This window comes from Leptospira levettii, assembly GCF_002812085.1.
Taxonomy (GTDB): domain Bacteria; phylum Spirochaetota; class Leptospiria; order Leptospirales; family Leptospiraceae; genus Leptospira_A; species Leptospira_A levettii.
In genome coordinates, this window is sequence record NZ_NPDM01000001.1 from 1,170,419 (window position 1) to 1,188,401 (window position 17,983).

Annotated in this window: 17 protein-coding genes; 10 read left to right on the plus strand and 7 right to left on the minus strand. The window is 37.4% G+C overall.

Annotated elements, in window-relative coordinates; all coding sequences use genetic code 11:
• Positions 1 to 11 precede the first annotated feature (11 nt).
• Positions 12 to 2,654, minus strand: a complete 2,643-nt coding sequence (gene pepN, locus CH354_RS05470; protein WP_100725654.1) for an aminopeptidase N — start codon at positions 2,652 to 2,654, stop codon at positions 12 to 14.
• Between the two features lie 13 nt (positions 2,655 to 2,667).
• Positions 2,668 to 4,092 (minus strand): peptidoglycan recognition protein family protein, encoded by a 1,425-nt coding sequence (locus CH354_RS05475; protein WP_100725956.1) that lies wholly within the window; start codon positions 4,090 to 4,092, stop codon positions 2,668 to 2,670.
• On the opposite strand from CH354_RS05475, the gene CH354_RS05480 reads away from it, so the two are divergent.
• The 3 genes from CH354_RS05480 to CH354_RS05490 are packed head-to-tail and all read left to right on the plus strand — an operon-like array spanning position 4,034 to position 7,809.
• Entirely contained in the window at positions 4,034 to 4,540 is a 507-nt protein-coding gene (locus CH354_RS05480; RefSeq protein ID WP_174705058.1) for a hypothetical protein, read from the plus strand. The two genes, CH354_RS05475 and CH354_RS05480, sit on opposite strands and share 59 nt — an antisense overlap.
• 12 nt (positions 4,541 to 4,552) lie before the next feature.
• Positions 4,553 to 6,160, plus strand: coding sequence for a GMC family oxidoreductase N-terminal domain-containing protein (locus CH354_RS05485; RefSeq protein ID WP_100716068.1), 1,608 nt, complete (start codon positions 4,553 to 4,555; stop codon positions 6,158 to 6,160).
• A 44-nt stretch (positions 6,161 to 6,204) separates the two neighbouring features.
• A complete protein-coding gene (locus CH354_RS05490; protein WP_100725655.1) occupies positions 6,205 to 7,809 on the plus strand; it encodes a tetratricopeptide repeat protein in 1,605 nt (534 codons plus the stop codon).
• A 16-nt stretch (positions 7,810 to 7,825) separates the two neighbouring features.
• On the opposite strand, the gene CH354_RS05495 is transcribed toward CH354_RS05490, so the two are convergent.
• From CH354_RS05495 to CH354_RS05510, 4 genes are read right to left on the minus strand one after another with little or no spacing between them, the layout of a single operon-like run.
• Positions 7,826 to 8,542: a type I 3-dehydroquinate dehydratase gene (locus tag CH354_RS05495; RefSeq protein ID WP_100725656.1), complete on the minus strand. Its 717-nt coding sequence runs from the start codon at positions 8,540 to 8,542 to the stop codon at positions 7,826 to 7,828.
• Between the two features lie 5 nt (positions 8,543 to 8,547).
• Positions 8,548 to 9,522: a KpsF/GutQ family sugar-phosphate isomerase gene (locus CH354_RS05500; protein ID WP_100725657.1), complete on the minus strand. Its 975-nt coding sequence runs from the start codon at positions 9,520 to 9,522 to the stop codon at positions 8,548 to 8,550.
• A complete protein-coding gene (locus tag CH354_RS05505; RefSeq protein WP_100721512.1) occupies positions 9,519 to 10,058 on the minus strand; it encodes a UpxY family transcription antiterminator in 540 nt (179 codons plus the stop codon). The genes CH354_RS05500 and CH354_RS05505 overlap by 4 nt, the downstream gene beginning before the upstream one ends.
• Positions 10,045 to 10,608 (minus strand): LIC_10042 family TonB-like protein, encoded by a 564-nt coding sequence (locus CH354_RS05510; protein ID WP_100725957.1) that lies wholly within the window; start codon positions 10,606 to 10,608, stop codon positions 10,045 to 10,047. The genes CH354_RS05505 and CH354_RS05510 overlap by 14 nt, the downstream gene beginning before the upstream one ends.
• Here CH354_RS05510 and aroC point away from each other — a divergent pair.
• From aroC to CH354_RS05545, 7 genes are all read left to right on the plus strand, one after another.
• Positions 10,602 to 11,738, plus strand: a complete 1,137-nt coding sequence (gene aroC / locus CH354_RS05515) for a chorismate synthase (protein ID WP_100725658.1) — start codon at positions 10,602 to 10,604, stop codon at positions 11,736 to 11,738. The genes CH354_RS05510 and aroC overlap by 7 nt on opposite strands.
• Positions 11,739 to 11,753: 15 nt before the next feature.
• Positions 11,754 to 12,494, plus strand: a complete 741-nt coding sequence (locus CH354_RS05520) for a response regulator (RefSeq protein WP_100720301.1) — start codon at positions 11,754 to 11,756, stop codon at positions 12,492 to 12,494.
• A 54-nt stretch (positions 12,495 to 12,548) separates the two neighbouring features.
• Entirely contained in the window at positions 12,549 to 13,997 is a 1,449-nt protein-coding gene (locus CH354_RS05525; RefSeq protein WP_100725659.1) for an NADH-quinone oxidoreductase subunit G, read from the plus strand.
• Positions 13,984 to 14,511 carry a NuoI/complex I 23 kDa subunit family protein gene (locus CH354_RS05530; protein ID WP_100725660.1) on the plus strand — a complete coding sequence of 176 codons (528 nt, stop codon included), beginning with the start codon at positions 13,984 to 13,986 and terminating at the stop codon, positions 14,509 to 14,511. The genes CH354_RS05525 and CH354_RS05530 overlap by 14 nt, the downstream gene beginning before the upstream one ends.
• Before the next feature lie 248 nt (positions 14,512 to 14,759).
• Positions 14,760 to 15,722, plus strand: a complete 963-nt coding sequence (locus tag CH354_RS05535; RefSeq protein ID WP_100725661.1) for a hypothetical protein — start codon at positions 14,760 to 14,762, stop codon at positions 15,720 to 15,722.
• Positions 15,723 to 15,793: 71 nt separating this feature from the next.
• Positions 15,794 to 17,008, plus strand: a complete 1,215-nt coding sequence (locus tag CH354_RS05540; RefSeq protein WP_100720297.1) for an acetyl-CoA C-acetyltransferase — start codon at positions 15,794 to 15,796, stop codon at positions 17,006 to 17,008.
• Between the two features lie 51 nt (positions 17,009 to 17,059).
• Entirely contained in the window at positions 17,060 to 17,467 is a 408-nt protein-coding gene (locus CH354_RS05545; RefSeq protein WP_165780305.1) for an ankyrin repeat domain-containing protein, read from the plus strand.
• Positions 17,468 to 17,496: 29 nt separating this feature from the next.
• On the opposite strand, the gene CH354_RS05550 is transcribed toward CH354_RS05545, so the two are convergent.
• A complete protein-coding gene (locus tag CH354_RS05550) occupies positions 17,497 to 17,916 on the minus strand; it encodes a winged helix-turn-helix transcriptional regulator (RefSeq protein ID WP_100725663.1) in 420 nt (139 codons plus the stop codon).
• Between the last annotated feature and the right edge of the window lie 67 nt (positions 17,917 to 17,983).

Genomic DNA, 17,983 nt, shown 5'->3' on the forward strand with positions numbered 1-17,983 from the left:
TGTTTGATCCTTTATTGAGTCATCAATTCTTTATGTTTGTATTTCATTTGAATACACTTCTTTTCTGAATCGATTTGTTTTAGTAAGGTCTTTTTCACTGGAGCAGGTAATTTTGGGTGATTGTTTGTGAATTTTTTTAAGATTAATAAAGTTTCATCCGTACAAAAATCGGGTGCTAAACTTTTTGCAAATGCATCCAAATAGTTTTCATCATCAGTATGTTGGAACTTGTCCAAAGCATCAAAGTATTGGTCTAAAAATTGAAGTTGGATGTTCTTTTGGTATTCAGGAAATAAGGAATAGGAAACCACTCTGAGTGTAGAAGATGAATGGTTACTTGTCTTTGGATTTAATAAGACTTGGATCCATTTTTGTTTTACTTCTGGATTTGGTTCCGATGCTTCTGCTGCTAAACTTGAGTTGACTCCTCGACTGGAAGGATCTAATTTTTTTTCTCGATCAATGATAGATTGAATTTTGTTTCGATCTTTTTCGAGAGAGCTAAGTTTGATAATCATATTCCAACGTAAATCTTGATCGAGTTTTAGACCTGAAAAACTGAGTTTATTCTCCAAAATATCATACAATCTTTTTTGACTCCCTTCTGTGTAAGTTGAATCGATGAGTGAGAGAAATAAATACCTTTGTTCATCACTTCCCGCTTTTACTTTTTTTAATTCCTCAAGAATAAAATTTTGTAAGGAATCTAAATCAGCGTTACGTTTGGATTCAGGAAACCAAAATCGGCTAGTTAGGTATGTATAACCATTATCACTCGCTAACTTAGATAAAATCCAACGTTTGATTTTTGTATCCGTTTCGATTTGGTACAAACGAATGGCACTGTCTTTAAATTCATCAAAGGTAATGTTGGCAAGTGATACTTGTCTAAAGTAGTCTGTCCATAAGATCAGTTTTCGCATTGGGCCTTTGTCAAACTCCAATACAAATTCTAAATTTTGTTTATTAACATCTGTCCATTTCCAAATGACAAAATCATGATCCTCGGCATTAAACAATACATAATCAGGGCAAAATTTTACTTCTAGAATGGCTTCACTCGATCTACCGGAATAAACTACTGGGAACTGTTCATAGGATACTTGTTTGTTGGTCTTATCAAAAAAATAGAGACCTAAAATAGTTTTGTGATCACGTAGTTTGTTCTCAGGGCCAGGAGCTGCTTGGACAATTTTTCCATATAGATGATGATCGGCACAAACGGTAGTGAGTTCAATTTGATTTGTACCTTTTGTTTCTAACCAATCTTTGGACCATTTTTTCATGGAGAACCCACTGACAAATTCGAGTTCTTTTAAAAAATCGAGTAAGGTTGAATTGGAATAGGAGTACTTTCTCAAATAGTTTTGAACTCCTTTTTGAAAACTTTCTTCGCCTATAAAAAATACTAATTGTTTGATTACGGAAGCACCTTTTCCGTATGTAATACCATCAAACTGAGTAAATGCTTCTTCAGTATCATTTACTTTTGCTTCTACAGGATGGTTTGTGCTATAACCATCTTCTTCATAGGCCCATTGTTTCATTTTTTCGAAAAAACTAATCCATGTTTCTTGGAATTCTGAATTTTTAGCTTGGGCTAAACTTGCCATATAAGTTGCAAAACTTTCGTTTAACCAGAGTCCATTCCACCACTTCATTGTGACCAAATCCCCAAACCACATATGTGCCATTTCATGTAAAATCACATCTGATAAATTTTCTCTTTGGGAACGTGTCATCTGTGAACGTGAGACAAATCTTTCCGAAAATGTAACGGCCGCTACATTTTCCATTGCTCCAAAATTAAATTCAGGTACAATGACTTGGTCGTATTTTTCAAATGGATAAGGAATTCCGAAGTATGAATTAAAAAAAGCAAATCCTTCTTTTGTAAATGTAAACCAATCTTTTGGTTCTACGTATTTTGCGAGTGATTTACGAACAAAAAGGCGAAGGGGAATGGATTCAAACTTGTCTTCCCAAAATTGGAATGGACCTGCGTGTAAGGAAAACACATAAGTGGATATTTTTTTCGATTCAGGAAATTGGTGTAAAACTTCTTCCGGATTTTCTGTTTTGGATTGTGATGTGGGAAGAGTAGTGGAGATCACTTTCCAATTTTTAGGAGCTGTTACTTGGAGTTGGAAGGTAGCTTTTAGGTCTGGTTGGTCAAAACAAGGAAACATTTTGTTTGCATGAAATGCTTCAAATTGTGAGTAGATATACGTTTCTTTATCATCTGGGTCTAGGAATTTGTGGAGCCCATTTCCTGTTTTGGCAAATGGTGTTTCAAAGGAAACAGAAAGTGTATTGTTGCCAATCATCAATCGATTCGAAGGAAGTTGGATTTGTCCTTTTTTATATTCAAAATCACTAAGAGCCTCACCATTCAGAACCATGGATTTGATTTCTCCTTGGAAATAATCTAATCGTAGGTCTCTGATTTTTTTGACCACAAACTGAATGTTTACCTTTCCCGTAAAACTATCTTTAGGTGAGAGATTAATTTCTAAACTGTATTTTATATTTTCAATGGTTTCGTATCGGTATTCAGCTTCTTGTAACGTAAGGTGGTAGTTTGGTTGATTGAACTTACAATGAAGTAAGAATAGTAAACTTCCAAGAGTAAAAATGCTGAATATTTGTTTCATCGGATTTTCCTTATTATGGTTGAAAATTACGGTATAAAATGGCCCAGTCCATGGCACTTCGATTTTTCCATTCTGGTTCTGGAAAGTATTTTCCACCAATCGAATTTAAAATGAGTTCCATATATTCTTCCCCTGGATCAAAGTCTTTTGCATTGAGGAAGATAGAACCACCCCATTTTTTTTTGGCTTGGGTATGGCTAAAAACTCCACTTAGATCTTCCAACTTTTCATTGGATAAGGGAATTTTGTATTTGGACGTGAGTTCTAAAACAAGGTCTTTTACTTTTTGGATTTGTTCTGGTTGTTTGAGTAATTCTTCTGTGTCTTTGGCAACAATTTCAATTTGGATACAATTGTCATTTGTCCCAGTGGCCGCCGCCGCTCGGTCTTCAATTACATCTACAAGTTGGTAAGCTTTTCCATTGGTATCAACCATGATGGAAGCTGTGAGGTTTCTTGCTTCCAAGGTTCGAAGAGATCGAAAGTAATCTGGTATCGCAGTATAATGTAAGACGACACAACTTGGTTTGATTTTCCCTCGAAATGTATACTTCACTCGGTAATCTTCAGGTGTGAAACCTTTGTCCGTTTTTTCTAATTGGGTAAAGATGATTTTTTCCGCTTTAGTGATCCCTCGTCCATTGGTTGGATGGAATGATTCCTTTAAAAGATCTTTGTTTTCTTTTTTTAAAACCCAACCCGTGACAAAACGATCTTTCCAATCATCTTCTTCATAGAAGGTTCCACCAATTTCTTTGAGGATTTGATTGAGTGCTAACTCACTTCCACAGGGAGAAAAATCCACGAATCCACCAAACCTACGTTTGGCTTGGTTATGAGTGAAAATTCCTTTTTTGGAGATAATGTCGAAATTCGATTTGGGAATGTACAATGAGTCTGCCAAGTATTGGATGGTTTTTTGTAACACTTCCCTTTGTTTGTGTTGGTTATAGAGAGTTTCCTGGGTTCCTTCATAAACGATATGGATGGATTCAGTATCGATCCCTGGCGAGGCAGTCCATTCCCTGGTTAAAAACAAAGGGTCTCCATAGATGGTGCCATTGGAATCGATGTACAAATGGAATAAAAATTGATTCTCTACAGATAAGCGAAAGAAATCGGAGAACTTTCGTTTGCCTGAATTGTGTAAGATGATTGCAGAAATTAAGTTTTGGTCTCTTGGTTTTGCTAATTTTTGCCAGTTGTCTTTTTTGATTCCTTCTGCGTCTGAGAAAGGAATTAAATTAGGAATTTGGATGGATGTGAAGTTTGGTGTTCTTACAAAAAAACGACTACATCCTGTCGAAATAAGGAAAATGAGTGATATTTTTACAAGATTCTGACACAATGGGTTCAAATCTAACCGAAGGAAATGAGATTTGGAGCCACATACACCATTCCTACTTTCACGAAATCGTTTCTTAAAATTTTCTCTCAAATGTTTTGCCTTAACCGCTGTTTCCATACAGGGTGTGAATTGTGGTCCAGGAGTGAACACTCCCACCCTTAGGGGAATTTCACCAGAACAATACCACAGTTTTCGCAGTTTACAAGAAGTCTTCTTACAAGACAACCCCATTCCCAATTTTGATTTAGGACTTGCGTTAGATAATTATGTATACGGACATCCATATCCAATCGAAACAGAAAGCGTTATACAGCTGTTAGCTAGTGTTCCATCTTCTATTTTAGCAGCAATGGCACTTGATTTTTCTTTTACACCGATTGTCAAACTACCACCTGAAGAACGTATCAAACGATTATTGGAATGGAAACATTCTTCACTTGGAATCAAACGTGGTGTTTACGCCATCCTAAGACAAATTTCATTTTTCCTTCTCAGTTCTGACAAAGAATACCAAAAATTTGTCGGTTACATCCAATAAGGCGGACGATACATGGGAATCTCAGTTCATAACGAAAAAATCATCACTCCAAAAAAACACGCAGAAACAATCAAAACCCACCAAATCCAAAATGGAAAATGGGAACTAACTGCGGATGTTGTCATCATCGGATCTGGAGCTGGCGGAGCAGTTGCAGCAAGAGAACTTTCAAAAAATGGATGGAAGGTAGTCCTGATTGAAGAAGGTAGTTACTTCACTCCCGCACAATTTAGTTCTGACGAATTTTTGTCACAAGCAAGACTCTACCGAGATGCTGGATTTATTGTAACCGAAGAACAGACGTTATCGATTTTACAAGGTAAGTCTATCGGTGGTTCAACAACAGTAAACTGGCAAACTTCTCTTTACCCTCCCGATTATGTTACCAATGAATGGAACGAACGATTTGGGTGGCAAGGTTATTCGAGAGAAGAAATGGATCCTTATGTTTCAGAAGTACATGAAAGATTAGGTGTCCACGAAGTACCAGATAACTTGATCAATGCGAATAATAATGTATTACGTGTTGGTGGTAAAAAAATTGGATTAACACCGCAAGTTTTAAGAAATAATAATCGTGGCTGTATTGGACTTGGTAGGTGTGGACTTGGTTGCCCAATCAATGCAAAACAATCTACGTTTCTCACTTGGATCCCAGATGCGATAGAAGCGGGAGCAACTGTTGTTTCCAATATGCGTGCTGTTAAAATTCGGGATGGAAAAATCAAAACGGTAGTTGCTGAATTTACGCCTGATGCATATGAAAAAGCACCAAATGAAATCATAGAAACCATGGAAATCAAAGCTCCTGTTGTCATTGTGAGTGCTGGAGCGATTGAAGGCCCAGCCCTTTTGCAAAGGAGTGGGATTGGTAATGGATGGGTAGGAAGGAATTTAAAAGTTCACCCAACATCCACAATTTTTGGTAAGTTTGATTCCGAAATCAAAATGTTCCAAGGCCCACCACAATCCATTGTGATAAAGGATGGTCATAACCAAAATGGAACTGGATATGGTTACTGGTTAGAAGCGGCACCATATAGACCAACGCTTGCTTCCTCCTTAGTTCCTTTTTACGGCAAACAACAGTTTGATGTCATGAAAGATTATACCAATTATAATGCTGGTATTGTTTTAGTTCGTGATGGTGCAGATGGGGAAGCCAATGCAAGTGTGAAGTACAGTTTAGGAAGAAGAAAGGTGTACTTTGAACTCACTCCCACTGATGGTTTGAATATGTTAAAAGGATTAAAAGCATTAGCGGAAGTGACAGTGGCTGCTGGAGCAAAAGAGTTAATTTTTCCTTTCACACGTTTTACAGAACCCTACAAAGTAACAGGAAACGATAACTTTGATTGGATTCTAAAAGAGAGCACAAAACCAGGTGATTTGACAGTTGGATCTGCGCACCCGCATGGATCCATTCAGTCTGCAAACGACCCAGAGAAGGGAGCAGTTGATTTAAATTTGGAAATTTATGGTCATAAAAACATATTTGTCATGGATGCCTCAGTTTACCCTACAGGACTTTCGGTGAACCCACAAATAACGACGATGAGTATCGTTCTCAGAGCTTCGCGTAACTTAGCGTCACAAAAAGAAGAAAGAACGAAGATCTAACTTTTTTCCAAAAATCCCTTTCATTCCCATGGGTTCCAACTAGTTTGGAATCCGTGCGGAAATATCTTTCCTTAGTTCTCAGTTTTGTCATCTTTCAAACTACAGTCTTCGCAATCGACAGCGATGCTATGAAAGAAGGTAAAAAGGCTTTTTCAAAAAAAGCATATGGCGAAGCCATTAAAAAATTTACCAAACATGCCGACTCACACCCGCAAGACGGTGAAGCTTACATGTATTTAGGATATATCTATGAATACAAAAAAGATTATCCGAAATCCATTCAAAATTTTCGAAGAGCTGCTGATTTGGATTTGGACAAAGACCAAAGAAAAACGGTCCTTTTAAAATTAGCTTTGTTTTTTAATTACCACCAAGATTGGAATTTATCAGCAACGTATGCATCACGTTACCTAAAGTATGATCCTAAAAATGAAGAAGTTCAAAAAATATATAACCGTGCTGTAGGAAACAAAGGAAATCCTTCTTCATCAACGCATACTTACACGCAACATACAAAAATTGAACCAAAACACCAAGAGCCCAAAAATATTGAAAATAAAAAAGACCAAGTTAAAAAAACGGACGAAAGTATTGAGGATAAAGATACTACTAAACCTAGTGAATCTTACGAACAAATTTTAGCAAACCAACCTCATTTAGAAGATGTTCGTTGGGATTATGTTTTAGCATTATTTGAAGAAAAAAAATACGATAAAGCAGAATCGAATTTAAACATATTAATCGAAAAAAATCCAACACGTTCGAGATACCATTACAAAATGGGTATCATTAAGTTAAGATTAGATGATCCTAAATCTGCCATTGATTCCTTTGAAAAAGCCAAAAAAAATCCTTTTTCAAAAGATACAAACGTATTTCTATATTATGTATTTCTAAATGAAGGGATTGCTTATCAGAAATTAGCAGAAATTGAAAAAGCTGAATTATCCTTTCAAGAAGCATTCAGACAAGTTCAAAAAGATACTCCACTTCTTGCACTCGCAAGGTTATACGAACAAAAATCTGAATGGGAAAAATGTATCCAATCTTCCGATAAAGCACTTTCTTATAATCCTAATCAAATTGAATCCCACATGTTTCGATTTGTCTGTATGTTCGAAGCGGGCAACAAAACTAAAAAATTTGAAACTAGTTTCGCAAAATATTCTGAATTCATTAAAATGAAATTTCCAGATTTATCTCAAACTCCTGAAAAGTTTCAAGTTGGGTTTTTAAAATTAGCGAGAAAATATACGGAAAACAATGCTTTTGATATAGCTGAAAGTTATTTTAGCGTATTGGAAAAAGACCAAACAATTTCCACTGGAAGAGAATATATTTTTTATCGAGGTAGGAATTATTTTTACAGTGGGAAAGTTGATTTAGCAATTCCTTATCTGCAAAAAACAAATGGTTCTTCTGCTGCACACTATCTCTTGGCGCGTTGTTTTGCGAAAAAAAATGACATCACCAAAACCAAAGAACAGTTTCAATTGGCAGCCGATTTAAAACCTGAATATTGGACATCTTCAAGTTTAGAAAAAGATTTCAAAGAAGTTTGGAAGGATAATTCCTTTCGCGAGTTTTTGAATACTAAGGGTGGAAAGGTACCAGGAACGAATCTTTCCACTCCTGGATCAAATCAATAACAAACAGGAAGAATCATTATTCTTCCTTTGATTCCTTTGCTGATTGTGGGCTTTTGAAAAGATCCGCACGTAGTTTTTTAAAAGTATCCACTGAAATTTGACCCGGTGCCTTTGGTTCACCTAATGTCATATAGGTGAAGGAAGAATTAAACTTATCTCCAAATACTCTAGATATAATTCCAAGTTCACCCATACAAATTCCTATCATTGTTTGAGTTTTTGATAAAAGTTTGATATCATTTAAAAAGTCAGCAGTTTCTTCAATGTTTTCGGGTGTGATAGCAAATTTATAAATTGGATTCTTTTTTTTGACTGATTTTGATTTTGCAATGAATTGATTCATTTCATTTGCCAAAATTGATTTCTTAAAAGAATGATAAGAATAAATGATTCGATAGTTTAAGGTCTCATAATTTCGAAAAATTGTATCTTCTCTATTTAGCTCGATATCCAGATAATTAGCATTGTCATTAAAATCTTTAATGATGCCTTCCACATCTTCTGGGAATAATTTCACATAGGATCGAACACTACTATCTTCAGCTCTTCTATAGGTAAAAAGCACTGGCAAACCAAGAGCTTTGATTTTCTTTTTCATTTCTTTTTGGATGTAATTTCTAGAGAATAAATCCAATCGAACTTCGATCACATCTACATCTTTTACGTCTTTTTTTTGGAGGTGGCGCAATTCATCCTCACCGACAGAGGCTATGATTTTATAAGAATCTGGCATAAAGATTATAATCCTTTTTGTAATAGATCGTGGAGAGAAATCATCCCAACAAAAACTCCATTTTCATCCACAACTGGAGCAACAGAAATTGGCCTTTCGCGTCCTTCCATTTTGATCAGAACATCATATGCCTTTTCATCTGGTCGAAAACTATTTGGATTTGGGTTCATCATTTCTTTTGCGGTTACATCAGGAGATAAGGTATGTTTTGTGAGATATTTGCGAATGTCATAATCGGTAATCAGTCCTACAAGTTTTGAATTTGAATCCACAACTCCAGTCGCACCAATTCCTTTTTCTGTAATTTCTTTTAAAATAGTTTCTAGGTTTGCATTGATGGAAATAGAAGCGTTTCTTTCTCCCTTTCGCATTACATCAGTTAAGTATAATGATAATCGTTTTCCTAACCTACCAGCAGGATGGTACAATGCAAAATCATCCGCTTTAAATTCCTTTAATTCCATTAGAGCAACTGCAATTGCATCTCCTAGTACAAGGGCAATGGTTGTGCTAGAAGTGGGAGCAAGATCTAATGGACATGCTTCTTTTAAAACTGGGGTGATAATGACAACATCCGATAATTCTGCTAATTTAGATTTGGCGTTAGCAGTGATGCCTACAATTTTTGCGCCGATTTTGCGAAGGGTAGGAAGGATATAGTTTAGTTCTTCTGATTCACCACTTTTTCCAATGGCAAGTACCACATCGTCGGGGCCAACAATTCCAGAATCTCCATGTGATGCATCTGTTGGATGTAAAAAATATGCTGAAGTTCCTGTGGAAGAAAGAGTATGTGATATTTTTTTGGCAATATCACCAGACTTACCAACACCCGTAACAATTACTTTGCCTTTTGATTTTAGAATCAAATCGATACAGTCTTTTACTGAAGGGTCTAATTGTTCACGGAAGTGAACGAGAGATGAAATTTCATCGTCAAGCGCTTGTTTTACGATAGTCAAAGTATCTTTATTTGTCATACAAGTAATTCCTCCCAAGCTAAGTGATCCATATTGATCTCATAAGAGAAAACGGTTTCTACACCAGGAATTCTCAAAACAACAAGAGTTTTGTTTTTTACTTTTAGAATTTCCATGGTTTTACCAGCAAAAGAACCATCGATCACTTTCACCATTTTGCCTTTTTGAAATAATAGTTCTCTGTTCATTTTCAAAGATTCCGCATAATCCTTAAGGCCTTGTTCCAAAACATCTAAATCATTTTGTTCCACAATAGCTGGTTGCCCTTTATGAAATACAAACTGGACTGATCCTGGTAATTGTAAGACCTTATTTTTATCTCTCCAAAAGACAATCCTTACAAAAATATAGGAAGGCAATATTGGAACTTGGATCCATTTGAATCGATCTGTCCATTTTTTCCGTTCTTTCCGTATTGGTAAGTAGTTTTCGATTTTGTATTTGTTCAGAAGTTCACTGAGTTTTTTTTCTGCACGTGGTTTGGTATAAACTATATACCAAGCACTTTCTTCAGATTGTGGATTAGTCTCTGACATCTAAACGGAACCTAATGGGTAAAACAAATTCTTTGCCTTTGGTGTATTGGAACTTCCAATCGGAAAGTTGGCGACGCACCTGTTGATCAAAAACCGCATACCTACATGCTGTGACCACTGCAATTTTTTCCAAACTACCGTCTTCTTTCACGGAAAGACGGTACACACAATGATCTTCTAGTTTTTGTTCCAATGCCAAACTGGGGTAACTGAGACAATTTTGGAATTCAGAGATTTCGTCTTCTACGGTTTTGGTTCCATCATTTTGAGATTGGTTTGGCGAAATTGATTCCTTACTTTCTCCCAATCCAGTTGAAAAATGAAGTTGGAAAGAGGAAAAATTTCCGCCTTCCTTGAGTTTGATGTGAGAAGAATCTATGTCACTTCGGTATTCCATTGCCAAATAAGACAAAAGAATGAACACATGTACCCCAATGCTAAGGGTGATAGCCTTATATTTGGGTCCATCAAAGAGTAAATGCATTCCAAGTTCATGAAAAACTTTATTGGAGAGAATGCAATCTCCATTTTCATTGTCCGTATATGCCATCAAGTTGGGGAAAAATTTTCCGAGTATCTACCTATGGAGAATCTCACGGAACATCCGTAGGAGTTGTTGTGGATGGAGTGCCAGCTGGTCTCCCATTTCCAGAAGAAGAAATCCAAAAAGATCTAACACGTCGTAGACCAGGTCAAAATGATCTGACAACTCCGAGAGATGAAAAAGATAGAATGGTTGTTGAGTCAGGAGTGTTTGAAGGCAAAACCACGGGAAGCCCCATACTCATGAAGGTGAATAACCAAAATACCATTGGCAGTGATTATGATGAGATGGCACATGTGTTTCGCCCGTCTCACGCTGATTATACGTATTCTGAAAAATATGGCCATAGGGCCCATGTAGGTGGTGGTCGTTCCTCTGTTCGCGAAACCATTGGTAGAGTTGCAGCTGCAGGTCTTGCCCGAGTGATTTTAGAAAACGAATTGGGCATCTCAACCGTTGGGTTTGTGGATTCGATTGGTCCCATTGATTCCCAAATTTCAGAAAATGAATACCCAATCTCAAGGGACATCGTTGACCAATTTCCAACACGTTGTCCAAAACCTTCTACCAATGATGAAATGGAAACTCTGATACGTAAACTCCGTGATGAAGGAGATTCGGTTGGCGGAGTTGTTAAAGTTGTAGTACGTAATTTACCACCAGGACTTGGTGATCCCGTATATGATAAGTTAGATGCTGATTTGGCAAAAGCCATTTTATCTATTTCTGCTTGTAAAGGATTTGAGGTAGGATCCGGATTCTCTGGTACTCGCCAAACAGGCAGTACACACAATGATGAGTTTTATATCGAAGAAGGAACAGGCAAAGTCAAAACTAGAACCAACAGGTCTGGTGGAATCCAAGGTGGAATTTCCAATGGAATGGATCTTGTGATACGCGCTGCCTTTAAACCGACTTCTACTATTAAGAAAGAACAAAAAACAGTCAACGATCAAAACAAAGAGACCATTCTGAAAGCAAAAGGTCGTCATGATCCATGTGTATTACCAAGGGCAGTTCCGATAGTAGAAGCTGTCGTAAACTTAGTATTAGTTGATGCTTACTTATACCAGAGAGCTTTGCAACCAAAATGGTTTATGAAGTATGCGAATTTAAACGCCATTCCAAACCAATAGAGGAAATATAATCGAATGAATCGTCCCAAAGTTTATAAAATTTTACTCTTAGAAGATGACGAGAGTAGTGCCAAACTTTTATTACATACTTTAGAGAGATATAACTTTGATGTGACTCATGTTGTAGATGGAATGTCAGGTCTTACAAAAATTCGAAACAATAGTTATGATTTGATTATCAGCGATGTGAATATGCCTTATTTGGATGGGATTAGTTTTCTCGAAAAAGGAAAGGACATGTTAAAAATGACTCCCGTCATCATGTTAACAGCCGTTGGAGAAAAGGACCAAGTGAAACGAGCAGCATTAAGCCACGTCACAGCTTATTTGTTAAAACCCATCGCGAACCAAGCCCTCCTCGAAAAAATCGCATTTGTCTTACAACTCAAACCCGAAAACATCATCGATAAAAAAGAATTTCCATTACAAATCAATGTGACGGAACTCTCCATTTCACAGATGCAATTGGACATCAAAGGTTGTCCTGGTAAAAAATCCACAGAAGAAATCTATGATCGGTTTATGCTTACCTTGGCAGGAAGGGGTAGTTTCACCAATTTGAGAATCAATCTCGATAACGCTTTTTTTTATGAAGTGAAGGCCTTACAGATTTTAGATGATTTGATCGCCAAAATTCTAAAACAGACCAATATCAGAGCCAGTTCCCTATTTGTAGATTCCGAATTTTTTAGTAATCACGTTGTGGACTTACAACCATTCGCATATCTTTCCGAGGTAAATATAATTTCCAAATGAAGGTTTGACAAAATCAAAAGACCTAAGTCTAATCAAACCTAGGGGGTCTGTTCTTTGGTTAAGATAAAGATAGACGGAGTCGAATACGAAGTCGACGAAAAGAAAAACCTCATTGATGCAACAAAAGAAGTAGGAGTGGAAATTCCCTACTTCTGTTACCACCCAGCTTTGAGCATTGTCGGTATGTGCCGTATGTGTCTCATTGAAATTGAAGGTGTACCTCGGTTACAAGCTGCATGTAATACTCCTGTAAAAGAGGGAATGGGTATCATTACCAAATCCGATCGTGTGAAAGAAGCACGTGCAGGTACCATGGAATTCCTTCTCGCCAATCATCCGTTAGATTGTCCTGTTTGTGATAAAGCAGGAGAATGCCGTTTGCAAGACAATGCATTTGGTTCCGGATCTGGCCATTCCCGTTTTGAATTTGAAAAACGAAATATCCCTCAAGAAGAAATTGGAACCAACCTCATCATCAATCATAATCGATGTATCGTATGTTATCGATGTGTGCGTTTTGAAGAAGAAAAAGTGGGAGAATCCAACCTTGGACTCTTTGAACGAGGGAACCATTCCATCATTGGTCTTGCAAAATCGGAACCAATCGATCACAACTACCAAGGTGCACTTGCAGACATTTGTCCTGTGGGAGCCCTTCTCAATAACAAGACACTTTTTAAATCACGTGTTTGGTGGTACAAATCACACAAATCCGTATGCCATGGTTGTTCCACAGGTTGTAATGTAACAACAAATGTACGAGACAATAAAATGTATCGTTACATGGTACGAGAAAATTTTGAACAAGGAATGTTTTTTCTCTGTGACAAAGGTCGATTTGATTTGGATTGGATGAACGAAAACCGTTTGTTCAGTTATTTGGAAAATGGAAAAAATTCCACATCACAAGTTGTGATTTCGAAAATCATCGATCGTTTGAAAGAAGCAAAATCCATTGTTGTTCTCGGTGGTGCTCACGAATCCAACGAAACTTTGGAAACTCTGAAACAAAATCTAAGTTCCCTTTCACAAGCATTAGGTGGGAAATCCATCCAATGGGAAACTCGTGTGACGGATGCACAACATAAAGAAACCGAACAGGTGGACTTTTTACTCACAAAAGACAACCACCCGAATACAAAAGGAGCAATTGACTTAGGTCTCACTACTCCTTCTGGAATTACAGGGATTGTTTCAGCAGTCAAACAAGGGTCGGTGGACTTAGTGATCCTCATCAAAGAATCCATTCCAGAAGGAATTGATCCAAACAAAGTGATTTGTTTTGATACCAATTTGACGGAAGCTGCAAAGAACGCAAGTTTGTCGGCTCCCATACAAATTTTCTGCGAACGAGAGGGAAGTTTTACCAACAAAAACGGCCTCAAACAAAACTTTGAAAAGTCAATGAATCCCATCCAAGGTTTGTTAACTTCTGCCGGTGTTGTAGAACAAATTTTGAATACGATGGCTAAAAAAATGGAGGCATCCGTTGGGAACCGTTAATGTCGTCAACGTAGCCAAAAAACACCAGTTTTCTTGGTATGAAAAGTTTTACTTTTGGTCCATTGGCAAAGGCCTTTGGATCACACTCAAACATTTTGTGAAAGTGGCTTTGTTTAATAAACAAGTCACGATTGAATACCCTGATAAAAAACGTCAGTATTCCACAAGGTTTCGCGGAATGCACTCGATGAAACGAGATGAACAGGGTAGGGAAAGATGTACGGCTTGTTTCTGTTGTATGTGGATTTGCCCTGCCAATGCCATTCACATCGAAGCTTCGGAAGTACCAGCAGAACGCCAACACCTTCACCCAGAAGACAAATACGCCAAAAAATTTGAAATCAATTTGCTTCGTTGCATCTTCTGTGGGTTATGCGAAGAGGCTTGTCCCAAGGGAGCCATTTATTTGGATGGAACGGGTGAGATGGCGGCCGATAACCGAGAAGATTTGTTTTTAACCAAAGAAAGAATGATGGAAAAAACAGGTGGTCCTATTCTCGGCCAAAGGAACTAAGATTTCGCTCTATCTACGAAACAAAAACCCGGAATTGTATGGAATAATGACATCCGGGTTTCGACTCTAATCATTCCATTCCAGTATTTGTGTTAACAAAAGTCTCCTCACTCAAAGTATCTTTAGGCAGTTTGTATGTACGATTGATTCTTCATTTCCGTACTAACACCATTGTTTCTCATCGCTTTACGTTTCCTTTCGTTTGTAAATTTTGGATCTATTTGTTTTTTTTCATATGTTACTTCGGAATGGGCATAGGATTTATATCTCCTTTAGATGCTGAAACCACCATCATTGAGAACGAAGATGATGAAAAACGTGTTTTAGAAAACCATGCATTTGAAAAGTTGCGTTTTGGCCTTGCCAATCATATCCATTATTACAAAGTTAAAAAAACAAAAAATACGGTCGTAGAACAACGGTCAGGTCGTAAACGTTTGTATGATCATAATTTAATTTTACGATCCATGTTTCGGAATCGTATTTTACACCTCAAGTATGGATCCATTGGACGGTGGTTAGACGGTGCAAGTTTTATCGATTTTGGAAGTGCTATCTTGTATGAAGAGGGTGCTGTTACTGTTCGAGATTTATATGAGGATCAGTTTTTAGCTAAACACATCAAAAAGATTGTCGCAACCGATATCAATGACCCTGAATACGATCACACTCGTTACATTGAAATCCACCTCACCGAACGTGATCCCTTTCCTTTTGCCTTTAATGAAATTCCCTATCGTTTGGATGATCCGTCTTACATCCGCATTTTAACAAAACTATACACACCCAATGAGTTTTCCCCAGTGATCTTTCGGAGTACCAATTCTGGGCCCGATTTGTTTTATACCGTTGAGGAAATGAAGGAACACTTTCACTCTGTTTTGGATGCCAATCCCCACCGAACGATTTTGTATTTTTTTAATCGTTACATTTTTTTCCGTACACCCTGTGAGTCCAAGTTCCAACTCATTGGAACCATCGATGAGAAGGTAGGAGTGAACCATAGTTTCAGTGCCTGGCGGTATGTGGACTGGAATAAACGGGAATTTGCAGAGGCAATCGAGCCCAATTTTCGGTACATCCGGATCGCTGAAGAACGGACAGAAAGCAAGGCCGACAGGTTTGATGCGATGATTTCGGGGTATTCTTGCCAATTCCAAGCGAAAATGAAGTACTACCGTCACAAATTCACAAAAACTATGACGAAATGATGATTTTTTTACTTTTCTTGTGAGGCGAACTCTGTACGTTTTTCCTAGAACACCCAGAGAGAGGTAAACCCATGGGGAATTCCTATATTATTGATGCTGTCCGAACTCCGAGAGGAAAGGGCAAAAAACGTGGGACACTTGCATCCGTCCATCCACAAGAATTAGCTGCTGCCACATTAAAAGCCATCCAAACCCGAACAGGAATCGATCCAAAAACGGTAGAAGAAGTTGTAATGGGTTGTGTATCCCAAGTTGCTGACCAAGCTGCATGTATCGCACGTTATGCGGTCATGGCTGCTCATTGGCCAAAAGATGTTCCTGGTTATACAGTAAACCGTTTCTGCGGTTCTGGATTACAAGCTCTTAACAACGTAGCGAACCATGTTGCTTCTGGAGCAATGGAAATTGGCGTTGGTGGTGGAGTTGAATCCATGAGCCGAGTGAAAATGGGTGATGATATGCTTGGTCGTGACTTCAATGTTGGTAACGATAAAATTGCTGCTCACTACAACCTTGTTCCACAAGGGATTTCTGCTGACTTAATTGCTACGAAGTATGATATTTCTCGTGAAGAAGCAGATCGTTTTGCAGAGTCTTCACAACAAAAAGCTCATGCAGCAATCCAAAATGGTTACTTCAAAAAATCTGTGATCCCAATTACATTGGATGATGGAACAGTTGTAACAGAAGAAGAGAACCCACGATTGGAATCTGATTATGCATTCCTTTCTGGACTTGGCCCTGTTTTCAAAACAATTGGTGAAAAAGAACTCGATGCAATTGCACTTCGTTCTTATCCAGAAATCAAAAAAATCAATCACATCCATACACTTGGTAACTCATCTGGTATCGTGGATGGTGCTGCTGCGATTTTAGTAACAAATGATGATGGATTAAAAAAATACGGTTTAAAACCTCGTGCTAAAATCCTTGCGACTGTTGCAACTGGTGAAGACCCAACAATCATGTTAACTGGTCCAGTGTCTGCTTCTCAAAAAGCATTAAAACAAGCTGGACTTAGCGTAAAAGACATTGACCTATGGGAAATCAACGAAGCATTCGCATCTGTAGTGTTATACGTAAAGAAAACACTCGGAATCGATGAATCCAAAATCAATGTGAACGGTGGAGCGATTGCGCTTGGACACCCACTCGGAGCAACTGGTGCAATTTTGACTGGAACTGTACTTGACGAGTTGGAAAGAAGAGACCTTCGTTACGGACTCATCACCCTTTGTATTGGTGGTGGTATGGGAATTGCGACAATCATTGAACGATTGAAGTAAAACCTTTTCCTACTTAAAATCACATTTGGATCAGAAAACATTGGTCCAAATGTGATTCTTGTTATTATAGATTCTAAAAAAATCTCTCTTTCGATTCATTTTCTCCCCAAAATTAAGAAATTACTTAAAAATGGAGCAGATCCGAATATAACGGATTATGGTAATATTTCACCGTTAATGCATGCTGCTTCGAATGGACATATAAAAACTGTAGAATTATTATTACAACATAAAGCAAATCCAAACATTAAGGATTACAAAGGATATACTGCGATTATGGCACCTTCAGATTCGGAATTGCCTAGCGAAAATCATTTAATTATCATTCCTATGTTAGTAAATGCGGGAGCAAATCTGAACGAAATGAACAATAATGGGGATACTGCATTGAGTATTGCCAAAAAAAGAAATTTAAAAAATATCATTTTAAAACTAGAGGAATTAGGCGCAAAAGATTAAATTAAAATAAACAAAACGTTTAAGATACATTAACTTGCGATTTGTTTTTTAAGTTTTTTTGTCATTGCCATAATGAATTCGTCTTTGTTTTTCTTTGTTTCTTTGATTTGAGCTTTTATTTCTGAAGGGATTTCCATGTACTTGTCTGCCCATAACTGGATTTCAATGATAATGGGTAAAAGATCGATCGCTTTGTTTGTTAGTTTGTACAATACTTTAGCTTTACTCGTTGGATGATCCAATTTTTGGATTAGATTGTGTTCTTCTAAATTTTGGAGTCTTGCGGTTAGGATATTTGTTGCGATTCCTTCTTGTGATTTTGCAAAATCGCCAAATGTAGATTTATTAAAGAACATCATATCTCTCATGATGAGTAATGACCACTTGTCACCGAAAATGTCCAGTGAACAACTGAGAGGGCATTCTGACCTTTTTTTGGTATTTTCCATCGTTTTTAATCCCAAAATTTATTAAAAAAAATTCACTTGCAAAATAAAAGCAATATTTTCACTTGCA